We start from the raw sequence: 17,747 nt of genomic DNA, 5'->3' as shown, positions 1-17,747 counted from the left end.
GGGGCGGTATTTTACCGCGCTTCGGCAGCCAGGTCGCCGCAAGCCACCCACGCCGCCACCCGCTGCGCCACCCAGTCGCCATCGTCGAGCGCCAGGTCGTGGCCGGCGTTGGGGTGGATGCGGTGTTCGGCGTGCCACGCCTGCGCCAGTTGTTGCGAGCAGCGCGGATCGACCAGCTGGTCGCCGCTCGACGACAGCACCAGCAGCGGCAGTCCGGCCGGCCGCGCGGCTGGTGCGTGGAAGCGCGCCGCCGCCAGCAACTGGCGCAACGCGTTGCGGCGACTGACCGGAAATTCGTGCTGGTAGCCGAGCCAGCGCCGCAGCAGGCCCTCGCGCTCGGCATTGTCGCCGTGGCGGCTGGTCAGGCGCAGGATCAGCCTTTCCTGGGCCTCCACGCCGCCTTCGAGCAACATGCGCACGATGGCTGGATAGTTGCGCCAGCGCAGGCGCTGGTGGAAGCGGCTGAACGGCCGCATGCTGGTGTTGATCAGCACCGCGCGTTCGATTTCTTTTGGATAGCGGCTGGCCCACTCCACCGCCACCATGCCGCCCAGCGACAAGGCCAGCAGCGAGTAGGGCGCCCGTGCACCGCGCGTGCGCAGCTCGGCGCGGCACGCCTCCACCATCTCTGCTACGGAAACAGGGCTGATGGCCGCATGGTGGATGCCGTTGCCGGGTAAATCCGGGGTGATGATGGTCTCGCCCGGCAGCGCCCGGGACAACTGGCCGGGGAAGCGGCCCCAGTGCCGCTGTTCGCGCATCAGGCCGCGCAGCAGGATCCAGGTGCTCATGGCGTCAGCTTCCGTACCAGTGCGTGAGCGAGCGCCGCTGCTGCTGCTTGCGCGCCATGCCTTCCGGCACCCAGCGGCCGTGGCTGTTGACGGCGCGCATCAAAAAATCGAACCAGATCAGGTGCCGGCGCAGCACCCGCTGCAGCCGGTGTGCGGCGGTGGGGTTGAACATGGCCACGCGGTCGAACAGCTGGCGCGGGTTCTTTTTTACCCACAGCCACGAGCCCATCTCGAGGGTAAGCGGCAAAAACGTGCGCTCGGTGTAGCTGGTGCCATTCAGGTACAGGTAGTCCCACAGGTCGCCGTGGGTGCGGTATTGGCGGCTTTGCGGCTCGAACACGTAGTTGTGGTTGGGGTAGCTTTCGCTGAACAGCTCTTCCAGCGCGCCGATGTCGGCCAGGTGGGCGATCGGCGCGGCGGTGTGGGCGTGCGGGAACCAGATGCGGTCGCGCAGGCCGAAGCCGGAATGGCAGTCGAGCGCCATGCTGAACTGGCGGCTGATCAGCTCGCGCTCGACCACGGCGCACACGGCCAGGCTTTCCGGCTCCATGGGCGCGCCGGCCGGACCGCGATACCACGGCAGGTGATGGCTGTAGCGCTGGCCGCCGAGCATGAACGGCACCCGGTCCACGGCCGACAGCGGCGCGTTGCGCATCAAATCGACGCCTTGTGGATTGCAGCGTGTGGCCTGCCACATGCCGCCCGGATTGACCAGCGGCATGAAGACCAGCCGCATCGATTCGAGCTGCTGGTGCAGCGTGCTGTCCCAGCGCAGCCGCGCCAGGATGCTTTCCATGAAGGACAGGATGACCTGGGTGCCGATGCGCTCGAGGCCGTGGATACCGCCGAAAAAGCCGAGCGCCGGCACGTCCAGGCTGGGATTGCCCAGCGCGATCGAATACACGGGAAAGTCGCGCCCGTCTATCGAGACGGTGCAATGGGTGTCCACCTGCATATGCCTGGCGCCGGCGTCGATCAGGCGTTTCAGGGTGATCAGTTCTGGCAGGTTCTTCTCGGGCATGTGCAGGGACACTGGAAGCGGGGACCACCCAAGTGTAGCTGAAGTAGCTGAAATGACCGTGCCCGCATGCACGGATACTTTTGCCAGCCGACATGCTATTCTTCGTCGTCACTTGTTATAAAGAAATGATTATATGAATAACACTTTCAAAGCAACTGCCGCCGCTGTGCTGCTAGTCCTGGCGCAGGCCGCCACCGCGGCGCAACCGGCCCTGTCGAACGGCAAGCCGTCGGAAAACATCGCGCTGGGCGTGGTATCGGTCGTCGTGGCGCCGGTTGCCTCCGTGGCTGCATCCGGGCAGGGCCGCGACCTTGGCGCGGCCAGCGGGCTGGCGCTGGTCGGCAGCACCTACGTGGTGTCGGGCGTGGCAGAGCTGAGCGCCAAGGTGGTCGAGTTGATCCTGACGTCGGCCGCCACCGGCGCCAAGCTGTCGGTCAAGCTGACCGGCAAGACCTTGCAGGGTATCGGCGTCTCGGTAGGCAACACGGTGGAATTCACGGCCCATGCCAGCGGCACCATGCTGGTCGCCTCGGGCAAGGTGCTGGCTTTCATCCCCAACGCCGTCGGTGAAGCGCTGCTGTCGCAGAAGCGCCTGCCCGAGCAATGACCGCAGCAATGATCGCAGGAACTACCTTGCGGACCGTGCTGCTGGCAGCTGCCATCGCCGGCGCCGCCGTGGCGCCCGCGCACGCCGGCCGCACCTGCGAAGAGACCATGATGACGGCGGTATCGCTGGGCCATGCCCTCGACGCCGGCCAGCGCCTGAGAGAGACGCTCGACGCCACCGGCAGCGACGTGGCGCTGATCGCCCGCCAGGGCCAGGATCTGTCGAAGTACCAGCTTAAATACTCGCATGCGGGACTGGCCTGGCGCGCGGCGCCGGACCAGCCGTGGCGCGTGTACGAGTTGCTCAACGATTGCGGCACGGCCGATTCGGCGCTGTGGGTCGATGGACTGGGCAATTTCTTCCTCGACGATCCATTCAGCTACGATGCGCTGGTAATGGTGCCGCCGCCGGCCATCGCGCAGCGGCTGACACTGGCGCTGGCCGATACCGCCGGCCTGCACCGCCTGCACGGGCGGCGCTACAACATGGTGGCCTACCCGTTTTCGAACAAGTACCAGAATTCCAACCAGTGGGTGCTCGAGGTGCTGGCGTACGCCAGCGCCAGCGAGGGTCGGGTGCGCACTCGCGACGAGGCGCAGGAATGGCTCAAGACGGCTGGCTACCAGCCCACCGAAATGCGGGTGGGAACGTTGACGCGGCTGGGCGGGCGCATGTTCAAGGCCAATGTCGCGTTCGACGATCATCCGGGCACGCTGCGCTATGCCGGACGCATCAACGTGGTGACGGTCGATTCGATGCAGGCTTTTCTCGGGCAGCGGCAGGGGTGGACCATGCAGGAAGTGAAAAAGTAACTTGACGAAATCGTTTACCTTCCATAGCCTTCCTGCTGGAGACTTCACACACAACCATAAAAAGGGTAAACGATGACACACGTTTCAAGCCGCCTCGCAATGCTGCTGACCGCGGTCCTGGCCACGGGGGCCGTCCATGCCGCCACGGCGCTCGATATTCAGCCGGGCGGATCGTTCCGCAACACGGATAACAAAAACCTCAACGATACGAGCGAAGGCACGTACCCGGTCCCGTACAAAAAGCCCACCGCCGCCGACATCACCGGCGCACTGGACCGTGTACGCGGCTACGTGGACAGCATCACCCCCACCCGCATCGTCGACAAGGCCACCGGTAAGCCGGTCACCGACCTGAAAAAGCCGATCGCCGGCGCCGTGTTCGAGCCGTCGTCCAACGATTTTGGGTTGATGGTGTACGAGATGGGTGTGATTCATTCCGGCCTGATCAAGGCGGCCGAAGTGACCGGCGACAAGCGCTATACCGACATGACGCGCCGCCACTTCCAGTTCTTCAAGGACAGCAAGCCTTATTTCCGCGCCCAGGAAGACCAGTTCAAGCTGGGCCGCGCCAACAGCTTCACCCGTTTCCTGCAGCCGATGTCGCTCGACGACAGCGGCTCGATGTGCGCAGCGCTGGTGCGCGCGCGCTTTGCCAAGATCGGTCCCGACCTCAAGGACATGATCGACACCTGCAGCGGCTACGTGCAAAAGCAGCAGTACCGGCTGGCCGACGGCACCTTCGCGCGCAAGCGTCCGCAAGCGTCGTCGCTGTGGGCCGATGACATGTACATGGGCATTCCCGCGCTGGCCGAGATGGGCCACCTGACCGGCGACAAAGCCTGGTTCGACGATGCCGCCTCGAACGTTCTGACCATGGCCGAGCACCTGTACAACCAGCAGAACGGCCTGTTTACCCACGGCTGGAACGCCAACAACCCGGACGCGCCGCGCTTTTACTGGGCCCGCGCCAACGGCTGGGCCGTGCTGGCCATGAGCGACCTGCTCGACGTGCTGCCGAAAGACCATCCGTCGTACAACAAGGTGCTCGCGCAGCTGCGCGCCAGCCTGCACGGCATCGCCGAAACCCAGTCCGGTACCGGCCTGTGGCACCAGATGCTCGACCGTAACGACTCCTACCTGGAAACCTCGGCTACCGCCATCTTCGTCTACGTGTTCGCCCATGCGATCAACGAAGGCTGGATCAGCCCGACCACCTACGGCTCCATCGCCCAGGCCGGCTGGGTGGGCTTGAGCACGCGTATCAACGCCAAGGGCCAGGTGGAAGGAACTTGCGTGGGTACGACGTTTGCCAGCGATCACATCTATTACTACAACCGTCCGACCAGCGTCGACGCCATGCACGGCTACGGTCCGGTATTGCTGGCTGGCGCTGAAATGCTGCGCATGTTGAAGAATCCCGAGATCGACATCCAGCACAAGCTGCGCACGTACCACTACGTGCCACGCGAACACGGCAAGGCCATCAGCGATCACTGATCGCCTTGACGTTAAAAAACCGCCGCCCGGTGTTGAACCCGGCGGCGGTTTTTTTAGCCGCGATTTTTAGCCTCGATAGTTAGCCGCGGTACAGCGGGTGGGACGCCACGTGCACCGTGACCTTGTGGTTGATCATGCCGCCCGGCGCGATCTTGGACAGGTCGAAGCGGGCTTCATCGCGCAGGGTCTGGAAGTGCCAGGTGAAGCTCTGGCCGTTGACGCGGAACTCCACCGTCTCGCCGTTGTTCACGTTGACCGCCCGGGTTTTTTCCGTGATCACCACGTGGCGCTCGGCGGCGGGGGCGGGCGCCATCACGCCGTACGGTGCGGCCTTGGTACCGGCGGCGTGGGCGCCGCCAGCCAGCAGTGCTGCGGCCATGCCCGTTGCCAGGGTGGTTGCGAGAGCGGCTTTGCGGAAGGTCTTGAACATGATGAAATCCTTTAGTGGTAGAGCAGGGGTTCCTGCGGTCGTTGCCGGCACGCGTTTGATTTGCTGCCGACAGAACACACTATGGGTGCTGCGTCCATGCCCAAAATCTGCCGCTCGGGGTGCGCGGTATATGCCGGTCGGCATATTTTCTGAAGAGTTACTCTATTGGCAGAGCAGCACGCGCTTCGCTATAGTGGCTGCCACGCCCATCCTTATCGAAGGAATTACCGATGCATCCCGAAAAAATGACCGGCCTGGAACTGCTGCAGGCAGCGATCGACGGCAAGTTTCCCCGTCCTCCCATGTCCGACACCGTGCCGATGGAAATTACCGAGGCCAAAGCCGGCTACATCCTCGGCACCGCGCGCGCCGACGAGCGCCACATCAACGTGATGGGCGGCGTCCACGGCGGCTTTGCCGCCACCATCCTCGACTCGGCCACCGGCTGCGCGGTGCACTCGATGCTGGAAGCGGGCGTGGGCTATGGCACCACCGACCTTAGCGTCAAAATGTTCCGGCCGGTGCCCAAGGGTGAAACCCTGGTGGTCGAAGGCAAGATCATCAACCTGTCGCGCAGCCTCGGCGTCTCCGAAGGCACGCTCAGGACGGCCGACGGCAAGTTGCTGGCCCATGCCACCGCCACCTGTTTCATTCTGCGACGCGACTGACCATGCCGACCCTGAACATTTTCCGCGCCGCCGGCCTGGCTGCGCTGCTGTGCACCGGCAGCGCCTGGGCTGCGGTGGTGGTGGGCGCCGATAACGCCAACCTGCAATACACGGGCCGCATCGACTTCGCCGACCAGGCCGCGCCGGTCATTTCCTGGCCAGGCACCAGCATCGAAGGCAACTTCACCGGCAGTACCCTGGCGGTCACGCTGGACGATCAGTACGGCAAGAACTGGTTCAACGTCTTCATCGACGGCAAGCTGGACCAGCCGGTGATCATCAGCGCCGCCAAGGGCGGCAAGACGTATGCGGTGGCGACCGGCCTGCCGGCCGGCCCGCACCGCTTTTTGATCACCAAGCGCACCGAGGGCGAGGAGGGCGCGACCGTGTTCCGGGGCCTGGAACTGGCCGACGGCGGCAAGCTGCTGGCGCCGCCGCCGCGCAAGGCGCGCAAGATCGCATTCTTCGGCGACTCGATCACCAGCGGCATGGGCAACCAATCGCCCGACGACGGTCCGGACGACAAACTCAAGGACAAGAATAATTTCATGGCGTACGACGCCATCACCGCGCGTGCGCTCGACGCCGAAATGCACGTGGTGTCGCAAAGCGGCATCGGCGTGATGATCAGCTGGTTCCCGTTCACCATGCCGCAGTTCTACGACCAGTTGAGCGCGGTGGGCAACAACGACAGCCGCTGGGACTTCAGCCAGTGGACGCCGGACGTGGTGGTGATCAACCTGTTCCAGAACGACAAGTGGCTGATCGACCGCGAAAAGCGTTTGAAACCGGCGCCGACCGACGAGCAGCGCATCGCCGCCTACAAGGACCTGGTGAAAAAGATTCGTGCCGAGTATCCACGCGCATACATTGTCTGCGCGCTGGGCAGCATGGACGCGGTGAGCCCGGGCAGCAAGTGGCCCGGTTACGTGAGCAGCGCGGTAGCGCAACTGCGCGCCGAGCACGACGAACGCATCGACACGCTGTTTTTCGACTACACGGGCTACGACAAACACCCGCGCGTAAAACACCACCAGGCCAGCGCCGCCAAGCTGACGGCGTTTATTCGGCAAAAGATGGGGTGGTAAGGTTGCCAGTCTCCGCGCACCGTCATTCCCGCCTGCGCGGGAATGGCGGGGTTAATGCCGAGGGTTAAAACTCTTCCCAGTCGCCGTCGCTGCTGGCGGCCGGTTTGTTGCGGGCCGGTTTGTCTGCCAGTTTCAGCGATGGCGACTTGGCGGCTGGCCTGGCTGCCGGTTTGGCGATGGCTGGACGGGCCGCCGGGGTTGCTGCTTTGGCCGGTGCCGTTGTTGCACGTGGCGCCGCTGCTGCGCGAGCGGGGCTGCCGGCCACCGGATTGCCGGCCACCTGGAACACGCTCACCATCTCGGCCAGCTTCACGGCCTGTTCCTGCATCGCCTGCGAGGCTGCTGCGGCTTCTTCCACCAGGGCGGCATTTTGCTGGGTCACGGTGTCCATCTCAGCCACGGCGGTGTTGATCTGCTCGATGCCCAGTTCCTGCTCGCGGCCCGCCGAGGTGATCTCGCCCATGATTTGCGTCACGCGGCGCACGCTGCTGACGATTTCCGTCATCGTGGTGCCCGCTTCGTTCACCAGCGCGCTGCCGGTGCCCACTTTTTCCACCGAGTCGGTGATCAGCTGCTTGATGTCCTTGGCTGCGCTGGCCGAGCGGTGCGCCAGGTTGCGCACCTCGGTGGCCACCACCGCGAAGCCACGGCCCTGCTCGCCGGCACGGGCCGCTTCCACTGCGGCGTTCAGCGCCAGGATATTGGTCTGGAAGGCAATGCCGTCGATCACGCCGATGATGTCGGCGATCTTGTCCGACGATTCGGTGATCGACGCCATGGTATCGACCACGCGCGAGACCAGCTCGCCACCCTTGACGGCGATGTCCGAGGCCGAGCCGACCAGCTGGTTGGCCTGGCGCGCATTGTCCGAGTTTTGCTTGACGGTCGAAGTCAGTTCTTCCAGCGACGAGGCGGTCTCTTCCAGGCTGGCGGCTTGCTGCTCGGTGCGGCGCGACAGGTCCATATTGCCGGCGGCAATTTCGTTGCTGGCGGTGGCGATGGCGTCGCTACCGTCGCGCACGCTGCGCACGGTGTCGGCCAGGCGATCCTGCATCTGGTGCAGGCCGGTCATCAGCGCGCCCATTTCATCCTGGCGGCCGAGGTCGATGGTGTTGGCCAGGTTGCCGTCGGAAATGGCGTTGAAGTGTTTCAGCGCTTCGCCCAGCGGGTTCATGACGGCGCGCAGCAGCATGATCGACGACACCAGCGCCACGATCAGGCCCAGCACGATGGCCACGATGGCGAATGTCATGTTGCGGTTATAGGCGGCCTGGCTGTCGTTGTATTGCCTGGCGGTCGACTCGAGCTGGTAGACCGACAGCTTTTCGGCGCTGTCGGTGTACAGGCGGAACAGGCGGGTGACTTCGGTCAGCATCAGGCGATCGATTTCCGGCTGGTTCTTCTCGCGCAGCGCCTTGAACGCTTGCTGTATGCCTTCCTTGATCAAGGCCGTGCGTGCTGCACCGGTCTGGTCGGCCAGCGCTTTTTCACCCTCGCCGAAAGGCAGTGCGGTGTAGCGTGCCCAGGCCTTGTCGCTGGCTTCCAAGAAGCCTTGCGACCGCGTCAGCGTTTCTTCTGCATTGGCCGCGTCCGGTTTGAGCGCTACGCGGTCGATCGACAGGCGCGCGCGGTCGATCTGGATCTGGGCGTCGGCAATGGCCTTCATCGACACCATGGAATTTTCGTAGACGTCCTTGAGCACGCCATTGGTGGTGTGCAGCGCCGAGATGCCGCGCACGCCGATGAAAATCATCAAGGCGCCAAGCAGCAACATGGTCCCGATCAGGCGGGTACGGATAGTGAGGTTTGCAAACATGGTCTAGTCCATTCGAGAAGTGTCGCAAGGCCAAAATACGGTCAACGGAAGCAGGATTGCAGTGTCAACAGCGGCAACGGACCAGGAAAAAGTGGTCGGTTACTGAAATCGGCCTCTACGCTGTGCGCCGGGATGGCGGTGGGCAGCTATGCGGCAGGGAAATGGGCCACATCGAGGGTTCGGTCACGGCGGCAGGGATCAGGCCATGGACTTGCATGCGCGCAGTCTCGACAGACCGGCGGTGTGACAGCGAACGGCGTTAGTCTAGCTGATTAATTTCTGCCGGGCAAATGAAATGAAGTTGATCAACGGCGTTTTTGCGACACTTTTCAGCGCGTTCTGTGACATTGTTGTCGATGTTTCAAGGCAAGCCTGCGGAGCGGGCTACTTGCATGTAGTTGCTGCCGTCTCAGAGGGCGTCAAGGGGACCGGGGCGGCAATGAACTTCGCAGTAATTCCGGGATGCGCTCCAGCATTGCAGGGTCCATGTGCATTTTATTCAAGCACGACGCCAGGTAAGCTTGATCGCCGACCAGGTCGATAGCCGTCATGTACGATGTGTCGATGCTCTGGCCGTAGGCGCGGCGAGCCTTGGCCCATGCCTGATCAGGCACCGCACCCCAATGCTCGATCAGCATCGCCAGGTCGATGGCATCCCGGCTGGCCACAGACACATCGCCGAAGCGGTCCGCGTTGGCCAGCAGCTTTTCCGCGTACATATCCTCGCGCGACAGCGTTGGTACGCCGAGAACCGGGTCGATCGCACCAGCGATGTCGATGCGCCCTTCGCTGACGATCTCGAACTTGATCGGGATACCACCGACCCGTACAAAGGTTCGGATGCCATAGCGATCTGCGCGCACGTCGCGGACCAGTTCCACCGGCAGTGCAAGGATATCGCCAAGCGACGCACTGCTGATCGTATTGCGCAAGGCCCGGTAGCCGTCCAAAGAGCTGCACAGAAAATCAACGTCGACCGATTCCCGGTATTCGTTCATGGACAGTACCAGCGCAGTTCCACCACCGAAGTAACAACCGGACTGTGCGAGAAAATCTGCGTTGAGGGAAGCCAGGAGCCTGGCAATGCGCTGGTGATGGGGACGCTTAAACATGGAGGATGCCGTGGCCGTATTCACGTGTCAGCCGATCGAGCAGCGCCCGTTCGTGAGCAGGCATGGCAGTTTCGTCAATAAAACGCCAATTGCGTTCGTAAAGGTCGAACGCTTCTTGGCCGGTGATCGCGTCATGAGGGTGACGGTTCCATGCGATCAGTCGGAGCTGAGGAAAGTTCTCGATGACGAGGGTGTCGGCTGCGGCTTTCATTGGTCGATTATGCACCATGCGGCCAGTGTTTTCAAAACCCGTGTCGGCGCACCGTCCTTTGCCGTACCTTGACGTCCTCCGGCCTTGCGCTTATATTAATGACTTACAAGTAAGTAACAGTCCAGAGTCGAGCAAGAGCCCATTCCCCATGCACCCCCCCCAAGACAACAAGCCCCGCTGGGAGCGGCGCAAGGATGCGCGTCCGCAGGAGTTGCTGGCGGCCGCCCTCGACCAGTTCGTCGAACGTGGTTACGCCGCCACCCGCCTGGAAGACGTGGCCAAGCGCGCCGGCGTGTCCAAGGGCACGCTCTACCTGTATTTCACCAACAAGGAAGAGCTGTTCAAGGCCGTGGTGCGCGGCACCATCGTGGAAGTGATCGGCGAGGCCGAGCAGGATGCGGCCGATTTCGCAGGCCATAGCGCCGACCTGATGCGCGAGTTGCTGCTACGCTGGTGGAACCAGTGCTGCGCCACCCCGCTGGCCGGGATCACCAAGCTGATGTTTGCCGAAGGCAATAACTTCCCGGAACTGGCGCATTTTTACAACGAAGAAGTGGTCGCGCGCGGCACTGGCGTGATCCGCAGCGTGCTGGTGCGCGGTATTGCGCGCGGCGAGTTCCGCGCGGTCGATCCCGATGTCATGACGCCGGTGCTGGTGGCCCCGGTGATGATGCTCTTGATGTGGACCCAGTCGTACATGCCCGCCTGCGAGATGCCGCCCGTCGATCCGCACGCCTATCTGGACCTGTTTATCACGACCAGCCTGGCCGGCCTGGCCGTGCCCGCGCCGTGAACCAGTGCGCGGTGGCGTGGCCACTTGCCGATTCCGCCACTTCATCCCCCTTAAATTGCAGACTGTCGCAATTTACCGCGATCCGACCGTCACATCGTTAATATGTCCCCCGATGCCAGTTCAACGATAAAATGACGGATTATTTAATCCCGACCGAGTCTTCAGATGAATATTGAACAAGTCCGCTTCAACATGATCGAACAGCAAATCCGCCCTTGGGACGTCCTCGACACCGAAGTGCTGGAGCTGCTGCACGTAGTCAAGCGCGAGAATTTCGTGCCTGTCGCCCACAAGGCGCTGGCCTTTGCCGATACCGAAATTCCACTGCCAGGCGGCGAGAACATGTTGTTCCCGAAGATCGAAGCGCGCCTGCTGCAAGACGTCATGGTCAAGAAACATGAGTCGGTGCTGGAAATCGGTACCGGTTCGGGCTATATGGCCGCACTGCTGGCGCACCGCGCCCGCCACGTGACCACCGTGGAAATCTCGCCGGAACTCAAGGCCCTGGCCGAACAGAACCTGGCCGCCAACGCCGTCGCCAATGTCACGGTCGAGCTGGGCGATGGCGCGCAGGGCTGGACCAACGGCGCCCCGTTCGATGTGATCGTGGTGTCGGGCTCGCTGCCGGAACTGCCGGAAGCGCTGCTCAAGCAGCTCAAGGTCGGCGGCCGACTGGCGGTCATCATCGGCCAGGCGCCGGCGATGAAGGCGCAACTGGTCACCCGTACCGGCGAAGCCGGCTACGACACGCGCACGCTGTTCGAGACCTCGGTCAAGCCGCTGCACCTGGCTTCCAAGCCGTCGGCGTTCAAGTTCTGAGCGGGGCCGGCATGCAGATGATCACCGCGCCGGAACTGGCGGCCTGGCTGGCCGACGATACGCGCACCAAGCCGGTGCTGCTCGATGTGCGCGAACCGTGGGAGTTTGCCGAGTGCAGCATCGATGGCTCGGTGCTGATCCCGATGAATACCATCCCGGCACGCATCGACGACCTCGATGAAGATGCCGAGATTGTCTGCATCTGCCACCACGGCGCGCGCAGCATGAACGTGGCGGCGTTCCTGGAACGCAACGGTTTCGGCAAGATGGTCAACCTGACCGGCGGCATTCATGCCTGGGCCCTGCAGGTCGATGGCACAATGAAAAAGTATTAAAAGCGGTAAAGAAATGAAACGCAAGCGCCGGCCGATACCGGCGCTGCGGGAGCGGTGTTTGATACGATCAACTTAAAAAGACTCCAACGGAGAAAGCAATGCAGAAACCCCTTATCGCCGTGCTGCTGTCCAGCGCTTTGATGACCTTGGCTTTACCAGGCGCACAGGCCGCCGATCTTATCCAAGTCTATCAGCAAGCACTGGCGAACGACGCCACGTACGCCAGCGCCCGCTCGTCACTCGATGCGGGGCGCGAGCGCACCACCCAGGGACGCGCCGGCTTGCTGCCGTTCGTCTCGGCGCAGGGGAGCAATACCCGTAACGATGGCGATTTCCGCCCGTTCAACGAAGGGCAACTGGCCACCATCAACGGCGTACCCGGCTTCGTCACCCGCCAGAACCAGGACAACCACGTCAACAGCTACTCGGTCACGCTGAGCCAGCCGCTGTTCAACTGGGCCGCCTGGCAAACCTTCCAGCAAAGCAAGCTGATCCAGGCCATCTCCGAAGCCACCTTCGCCCAGGCACGCCAGGACCTGATCACCCGCGTGGCGCAAGCGTATTTCGACGTGCTCACGGCGCAGGACAACCTGACCGCCACCCAGGCCCAGAAAACTGCGACCACCGAGCAACTGGCCTCGGCCAAGCGCAATTTCGAAGTGGGCACCCAGACCATCACCGATACCCACGAGGCGCAAGCCGCGTACGACCTGGTGGTGGCGCAGGAGTTTGCCGCGATTACCGATCTCGATAACAAGCGCACCGCGCTGCAGGTGATCACCGGCAAGCCCACCGGCGAACTGGCGCCGCTGCGCACCGGCGTGACCATCACCGCGCCGGAACCGGCCGCCATCGATCCGTGGGTCACCTCGGCCGAAGGCCAGAACTTCTCGGTGATCGCCTCGCAACTGCAGGTGGAAATCTCCCGGCGCGAAATTGCGCGCAACCGCGCCGGCCACATGCCGACCCTGAACCTGGCCGCGTCCACCAGCCACCAGAGCACCACGGCGTACGGCACGCAAAAGAACAACGCCATCGGCGTCACCTGGACCGTCCCGATCTTCAGCGGCTTTGCCGTGACCAGCCAGGTGCGCGAAGCGATCGCACTCGAAGACAAGGCCCGCAACGACCTCGAAGCGACCAAGCGCCTGGCGGCCCAGAATGCCCGCGTGGCCTTCCTCGGCATGAACAGCGGCCTGGCGCAAGTGAAAGCGCTGGAAGCGGCGGAAGTGTCGAGCAAGTCCTCGCTCGATTCCAACAAGCTCGGTTACCAGGTAGGCGTGCGTATCAATATCGACGTGCTGAACGCCCAGCGCCAGTTGTACGCCACCCAGAAAGACCTGGCCAAGGCACGCTACGACACGGTCATGAACGGCTTGCGCCTGCGCTCTGCCGCCGGCACCCTGCGCGAGGAAGACCTGGCGCCGGTCAATGCGCTGCTGCAACATTAAACGTCTGCGCCAACTCCTGCGGAGGCAGTCGAAATAATTATTTTATTTTGACTGCATCCAAACCGGCTGGTCATGGGTAGTGCTTGGGTAAGCCCAAAACCACCACTACAGGAGCCAAGACCATGCCCACCCTGCCATACTCGAAACTGTTGCTCGCCTCCGCTGTCTCCCTCTCGCTGGTCGCCTGCGGCGGCAGCGATGACGATATCGGCACCGTCACGCCACCGACCACGACGCCACCGGTGGCTGCCGTGGCCGGCGACGTGTTCGTGCTGACCGCGAGCAACAAGCTGCTGTCGTTCGACCGCGCCACCCCGGGCACCATTCGCACCACGGCCACTGTCACCGGCCTGCAAGCGGGCGAAAACCTGCTGGGCATCGATTATCGCCCGGCCGACGGCATGCTCTACGGCGTGGGCAGTACCGGCCGCATCTACACCCTGAATGGCACCACCGGCGCCGCCACGCTCAAATCGACCCTGGCCGCAGACGCCACCGACACCACCTTGCCGTTTACGGCGCTGGCCGGTACCGAGTTCGGCGTCGACTTCAACCCCGTAGCCGATCGCCTGCGCCTCGTCAGCAACACCGGTCAGAGCCTGCGCATCAATGTCGATACCGGCGCCACCACCACCGACGGCGCCATCAATGGCGGCGCCTCCAATACCGCTGTCAATGCAGCTGCCTACACCAACAGCTTCGCCGGCACCGCCACCACCACGCTGTTCGTGATCGACGCCGCCAACGGCGTGCTGTACACCCAGAATCCACCGAACAATGGCACCCTGGCGGTGCCGCTGGCGCTGGGCCTGACCGCCAGCGCCGTGGCAGGCTTCGATATCGACGCCCGCACCAACACCGGCTACGCCGTGATGACAGTGGGCGGCGTACGCGGCTTCTACACGCTCAACCTGGCGGCACCGGTGGCGCCGGCCACGCAAGCGACCCTGGTGGCAGCGATCAATGTCAGCGAAGAATTGCGCGGTGTTGCGCTCAAGGCTGCGGCCGCACCGGTCGCGTACGGCCTGACCGACGACGCCCGCCTGGTCACGTTCAAAACCGCCACGCCGAACACGCTCGACGCCAACGTCGCCATTGCCGGCCTGGCAGCGGGCGAGCGCCTGCTGGGCATCGACGTGCGGCCGAAAGACGGCCTGTTGTACGGCATGTCCTCGACCGGCCGCATCGTCACCATCGACCCCGCCACCGGCGCGGCGACTGCCAAGGCCACCCTGGCAGCGGACCCGGCGGACACCACCGCGCCGTACACGGCCATTGCCGGTACCGCCTTTGCGGTGGACTTCAACCCGGTCGCCGACCGCCTGCGCGTGATCGGCAACACCGGCCAGAGCCTGCGCATCAACGTCGATACCGGCGCCACCACCACCGATGGCGCCGTCAACCGCGCAGGCGTGGCGCCAGTGGTCACGGCAGCGGCCTACACCAACAGCTACGCAGGCACCACCGCCACCCAGTTGTTCGACATCGACACGGCCAGCGCCAGCCTGGCGCTGCAAAACCCGCCCAACGACGGCACGCTGGTCAACGTCGGCTTGCTGAATGTTGCGGTGGCGGGCGATGCCGGCTTCGATATCGCCGGCGGCGCCAACGGCCTGGCCCTGGCGGCGCTGCGCACCACGGCCGCCGGCCCGAGCGCGCTGTACCGGATCGACCTGGCGACCGGCGCGGCGGTGCTGGCCAATGGCGCCACCACGCCGGCCACCTCGGCGATTGGCGCCGGTGCGGTGGGACTGACCGATCTGGCGCTGGCCATCAAGTAATGCGCTGGACGTAAAAATGGCGGGCCGTGTGGCCCGCCATTTTTCCATCTCGCGTGATGGGGCCGGACCCCAAGTGCTTGGGGTCGGACCCCGTGCGGGGTCCGACCCCTGTTTAGTCGTGCGGGTTGGCGATTACAGCCCGGCGCCGGCGCCGTCAAACCGGCGTTCGATCAGTTCGATCTTGTAGCCGTCGGGATCGGTGACAAACGCGATTACCGTGTTGCCGCCCTTGACCGGGCCCGGCTCGCGGGTGACCGCGCCGCCGTTGGCGCGCACTGCCGCTGCGGCGGCGTAGATGTCGTCGGCCGAGATGGCGATATGGCCGTAGGCGGTGCCCAGGTCATAGCTGGTGGTGCCGTAGTTGTACGTCAATTCCAGCTCCGCATGGTCCGGATTGGCGCCGTAACCGAGGAACGCCAGCCTGTATTTGTATTCCGGGTTGTCGCTGGTGCGCAGCAATTGCATGCCCAGCACCTTGGTGTAAAAATCGATCGAACGCTGAAGATCGCCGACTCGCAACATCGTATGCAGGATTCGCATGGTGGTCTTTCGTGATGAACAAGCGGCGATTTTATGCGATTTGGTCGAGCTCTGCTGAGTGCTTGAAGCGGTTGACAAACCTTGCAGAGCAAGGCGCAGGGACGAAGACAGTACGAATGTACGGCGAGGCCCTGCAACGCCGCTATGCAGGGTTTGTCAACCGCTTACGCCTGGAGCTTGGCGTCGAGGGTGATTTCGGCGTTCAACAGCTTGGAAACCGGGCAGTTCACCTTGGCCTTGTTGGCCGCTTCCTCGAACTTGGCCTGGTCGGCGCCGGGGATGGTGGCCAGCAGGGTCAGGTGCACCTTGGTGATGGCGAAGCCGCCATCGACCTTGTCGAGCGTAACGGCTGCCGTGGTTTCCAGTTTTTGCGCGGTCATGCCGGCTTCGCCCAGCACGCCCGAAAGCGCCATCGTGTAGCAGCCCGCGTGGGCGGCACCGATCAGTTCTTCCGGGTTGGTGCCGGGGCCGTCTTCGAAACGGGCCTTGAAGCCGTACGGCGCTTCCTTCAGTACCCCGGTCTGGGTGGAAATGCTGCCGATACCGTCTTTCAGGCCACCGCTCCAGACTGCCGAACCGCTGTGTTGACTGCTCATGTGTTTCTCCTTGGGTTGAATGGTTATTTGCTGGCGGTTGTCGCGGCAGGGGCCACGCGCCAGATGATATTGCCCACGTCGTCGGCCACCAGCACCGCGCCTGGTTTATCCACCGCCACGCCCACCGGGCGGCCCTGGGCTTTACCCTTGGCGTCGAGGAAACCGGTAAGGAAGTCCTGCGGCGGACCTGACGGCTTGCCGTTGGCGAACGGTACATACACGACCTTGTAGCCGCTGTAAGGCTTGCGGTTCCACGAGCCGTGCTGGCCGATGAAGGCACCGCCCTGGTAAGCCTGCGGCAGCAATTTGCCTTCGTAGAACACCAGGCCCAGCGAGGCCGTATGGCCGCCCAGCGCGTAGTCGGGGGCGATGGCCTTGGCCACCAGGTCCGGCTTGGCCGGCTCGATGCGGGTATCGACGTTCTGGCCGAAGTAGCTGTACGGCCAGCCGTAGAAGCCGCCATCGCGCACCGACGTCATGTAATCGGGCACCAGGTCGTTGCCCAGTTCGTCACGTTCGTTGACGACCGTCCACAGCGCCTTGCTTTGCGGCTCGAAGCCCATGCCGTTCGGGTTGCGCAGGCCGGTAGCAAACAGGCGGCCCTTGCCGCTGGCGATGTCGAACTGCCAGATGGCGGCGCGGCCTTCTTCCTCTTCCATGCCGTTTTCGCCGACATTGCTGTTGGAGCCGACGGTAACGTACAGCGACTTGCCGTCCGGGCTGGCGATGACGTTCTTGGTCCAGTGGTGGTTGCGGGTACCGGCCGGCAGGTCCATGACCTTGGTGCCGGCGGCAGCGATGCTGGTGTCGCCTTCCTTGTACGGGAAGCGCACCAGCGCGTCGCTGTTGGCGATGTACAGGTTGTTGCCGACCAGCGCCATGCCGAACGGCGAATTGAGGCCTTGCAGGAACACGGTGCGGGTTTGCGCCACGCCCTTCGCATCGACTCCGCGCAGCAAAGTGATGCGGTTGGCGGACGGCGTGACTGCGCCGGCTTTTTTCATCTGGTGCTGCATGATCTTGCCCTTGATGCCCTTGCTGTCGTCCGGTTTGGGCGGGGCGTTGGTTTCGGCCACCAGCACGTCGCCGTTGGGCAGCGTGTAGATCCAGCGCGGATGGTCGAGTCCGCGCGCGTAGGCGGTGACGGTGAAGCCGGCGGCGGGGCGCGGGGTTTCCTGCGCGGTCCAGCGGTCGACCGGCGCCACGTTGACGGTGGGGATCAAGGACTTGTCGGGCTTGGGCAGCACCGGGTTGGGGCCGAAGCCGACCGGGTAAGCGCCAGGGGCAGTCGGCGCCGGTGTCTGGGCCAGTGCGGCAGCCGGCGCCGCAGCGGCGGTCAGGATCAGGATGGCATTACGTAGGCTGTTGTTCATTGCTCG

The 17,747-nt window shown here is 63.8% G+C and carries 19 protein-coding genes; 10 read left to right on the top strand and 9 right to left on the bottom strand.

Features of this window, described 5'->3' with window-relative positions; all coding sequences use genetic code 11:
* Window positions 1-11 precede the first annotated feature (11 nt).
* Window positions 12-791, bottom strand: coding sequence for an alpha/beta fold hydrolase (locus DUPY_RS14555; RefSeq protein ID WP_070249112.1), 780 nt, complete (start codon window positions 789-791; stop codon window positions 12-14).
* A 4-nt stretch (window positions 792-795) separates the two neighbouring features.
* Complete coding sequence (locus DUPY_RS14550; RefSeq protein ID WP_070249111.1) at window positions 796-1,812, bottom strand: M14 family zinc carboxypeptidase; 1,017 nt, start codon at window positions 1,810-1,812, stop codon at window positions 796-798.
* 133 nt (window positions 1,813-1,945) lie between these two features.
* Here DUPY_RS14550 and DUPY_RS14545 point away from each other — a divergent pair, with 133 nt between their 5' ends.
* The 3 genes from DUPY_RS14545 (at window position 1,946) to DUPY_RS14535 (ending at window position 4,728) form a co-directional block, all read left to right on the top strand.
* Entirely contained in the window at window positions 1,946-2,419 is a 474-nt protein-coding gene (locus tag DUPY_RS14545; protein WP_070249110.1) for a hypothetical protein, read from the top strand.
* 8 nt (window positions 2,420-2,427) lie between these two features.
* Window positions 2,428-3,231 carry a DUF2145 domain-containing protein gene (locus DUPY_RS14540; protein WP_208600048.1) on the top strand — a complete coding sequence of 268 codons (804 nt, stop codon included), beginning with the start codon at window positions 2,428-2,430 and terminating at the stop codon, window positions 3,229-3,231.
* A 72-nt stretch (window positions 3,232-3,303) separates the two neighbouring features.
* Complete coding sequence (locus DUPY_RS14535; RefSeq protein WP_229255373.1) at window positions 3,304-4,728, top strand: glycoside hydrolase family 88/105 protein; 1,425 nt, start codon at window positions 3,304-3,306, stop codon at window positions 4,726-4,728.
* 79 nt (window positions 4,729-4,807) lie between these two features.
* Here the strand turns inward: DUPY_RS14535 and DUPY_RS27550 are convergent, their stop codons facing one another.
* The gene (locus DUPY_RS27550) at window positions 4,808-5,158 is read right to left on the bottom strand and encodes a CzcE family metal-binding protein (protein ID WP_167359067.1); all 351 of its coding nucleotides are present in this window, start codon (window positions 5,156-5,158) and stop codon (window positions 4,808-4,810) included.
* Window positions 5,159-5,388: 230 nt separating this feature from the next.
* On the opposite strand from DUPY_RS27550, the gene DUPY_RS14525 reads away from it, so the two are divergent.
* Window positions 5,389-5,826, top strand: a complete 438-nt coding sequence (locus tag DUPY_RS14525) for a PaaI family thioesterase (RefSeq protein WP_070249107.1) — start codon at window positions 5,389-5,391, stop codon at window positions 5,824-5,826.
* Window positions 5,827-5,828: 2 nt separating this feature from the next.
* Window positions 5,829-6,914, top strand: a complete 1,086-nt coding sequence (locus DUPY_RS14520; protein WP_084640720.1) for a GDSL-type esterase/lipase family protein — start codon at window positions 5,829-5,831, stop codon at window positions 6,912-6,914.
* 64 nt (window positions 6,915-6,978) lie between these two features.
* On the opposite strand, the gene DUPY_RS14515 is transcribed toward DUPY_RS14520, so the two are convergent.
* The 3 genes from DUPY_RS14515 to DUPY_RS14505 all read right to left on the bottom strand — a co-directional run bounded on the left by DUPY_RS14515 (window position 6,979) and on the right by DUPY_RS14505 (window position 10,053).
* Window positions 6,979-8,730 (bottom strand): methyl-accepting chemotaxis protein, encoded by a 1,752-nt coding sequence (locus tag DUPY_RS14515; protein ID WP_070249106.1) that lies wholly within the window; start codon window positions 8,728-8,730, stop codon window positions 6,979-6,981.
* A gap of 419 nt (window positions 8,731-9,149) precedes the next feature.
* Window positions 9,150-9,842: a nucleotidyl transferase AbiEii/AbiGii toxin family protein gene (locus tag DUPY_RS14510; protein WP_070249105.1), complete on the bottom strand. Its 693-nt coding sequence runs from the start codon at window positions 9,840-9,842 to the stop codon at window positions 9,150-9,152.
* A complete protein-coding gene (locus DUPY_RS14505) occupies window positions 9,835-10,053 on the bottom strand; it encodes a hypothetical protein (protein WP_070249104.1) in 219 nt (72 codons plus the stop codon). The genes DUPY_RS14510 and DUPY_RS14505 overlap by 8 nt, the downstream gene beginning before the upstream one ends.
* A 148-nt stretch (window positions 10,054-10,201) precedes the next feature.
* Between DUPY_RS14505 and DUPY_RS14500 the strand changes: the two genes are divergently transcribed.
* The 5 genes from DUPY_RS14500 to DUPY_RS14480 all read left to right on the top strand — a co-directional run bounded on the left by DUPY_RS14500 (window position 10,202) and on the right by DUPY_RS14480 (window position 15,232).
* Entirely contained in the window at window positions 10,202-10,846 is a 645-nt protein-coding gene (locus DUPY_RS14500; RefSeq protein ID WP_070249103.1) for a TetR/AcrR family transcriptional regulator, read from the top strand.
* Window positions 10,847-11,011: 165 nt separating this feature from the next.
* Window positions 11,012-11,665: a protein-L-isoaspartate O-methyltransferase family protein gene (locus DUPY_RS14495; protein ID WP_070249102.1), complete on the top strand. Its 654-nt coding sequence runs from the start codon at window positions 11,012-11,014 to the stop codon at window positions 11,663-11,665.
* Window positions 11,666-11,676: 11 nt separating this feature from the next.
* On the top strand, window positions 11,677-12,000 hold the full coding sequence (locus DUPY_RS14490; RefSeq protein WP_070249101.1) for a rhodanese-like domain-containing protein: 324 nt from the start codon (window positions 11,677-11,679) through the stop codon (window positions 11,998-12,000).
* A 98-nt stretch (window positions 12,001-12,098) separates the two neighbouring features.
* The gene (locus DUPY_RS14485) at window positions 12,099-13,451 is read left to right on the top strand and encodes a TolC family outer membrane protein (protein ID WP_070249100.1); all 1,353 of its coding nucleotides are present in this window, start codon (window positions 12,099-12,101) and stop codon (window positions 13,449-13,451) included.
* A gap of 122 nt (window positions 13,452-13,573) precedes the next feature.
* Complete coding sequence (locus tag DUPY_RS14480; RefSeq protein ID WP_070249099.1) at window positions 13,574-15,232, top strand: DUF4394 domain-containing protein; 1,659 nt, start codon at window positions 13,574-13,576, stop codon at window positions 15,230-15,232.
* A 132-nt stretch (window positions 15,233-15,364) separates the two neighbouring features.
* Here DUPY_RS14480 and gloA read toward each other — a convergent pair whose 3' ends face one another.
* The 3 genes from gloA to DUPY_RS14465 all read right to left on the bottom strand — a co-directional run bounded on the left by gloA (window position 15,365) and on the right by DUPY_RS14465 (window position 17,741).
* Complete coding sequence (gene gloA / locus DUPY_RS14475) at window positions 15,365-15,772, bottom strand: lactoylglutathione lyase (protein WP_071651640.1); 408 nt, start codon at window positions 15,770-15,772, stop codon at window positions 15,365-15,367.
* Between the two features lie 164 nt (window positions 15,773-15,936).
* Window positions 15,937-16,368 carry an OsmC family protein gene (locus DUPY_RS14470; protein ID WP_070249097.1) on the bottom strand — a complete coding sequence of 144 codons (432 nt, stop codon included), beginning with the start codon at window positions 16,366-16,368 and terminating at the stop codon, window positions 15,937-15,939.
* Between the two features lie 23 nt (window positions 16,369-16,391).
* On the bottom strand, window positions 16,392-17,741 hold the full coding sequence (locus DUPY_RS14465) for a PQQ-dependent sugar dehydrogenase (RefSeq protein WP_141749546.1): 1,350 nt from the start codon (window positions 17,739-17,741) through the stop codon (window positions 16,392-16,394).
* Window positions 17,742-17,747: the final 6 nt, after the last annotated feature.

Source organism: Duganella phyllosphaerae (assembly GCF_001758785.1).
GTDB lineage: Bacteria > Pseudomonadota > Gammaproteobacteria > Burkholderiales > Burkholderiaceae_D > Rugamonas > Rugamonas phyllosphaerae.
The sequence above is the reverse complement of the archived record's forward strand: the minus strand, read 5'-3'. Positions and strand labels throughout refer to the sequence as shown.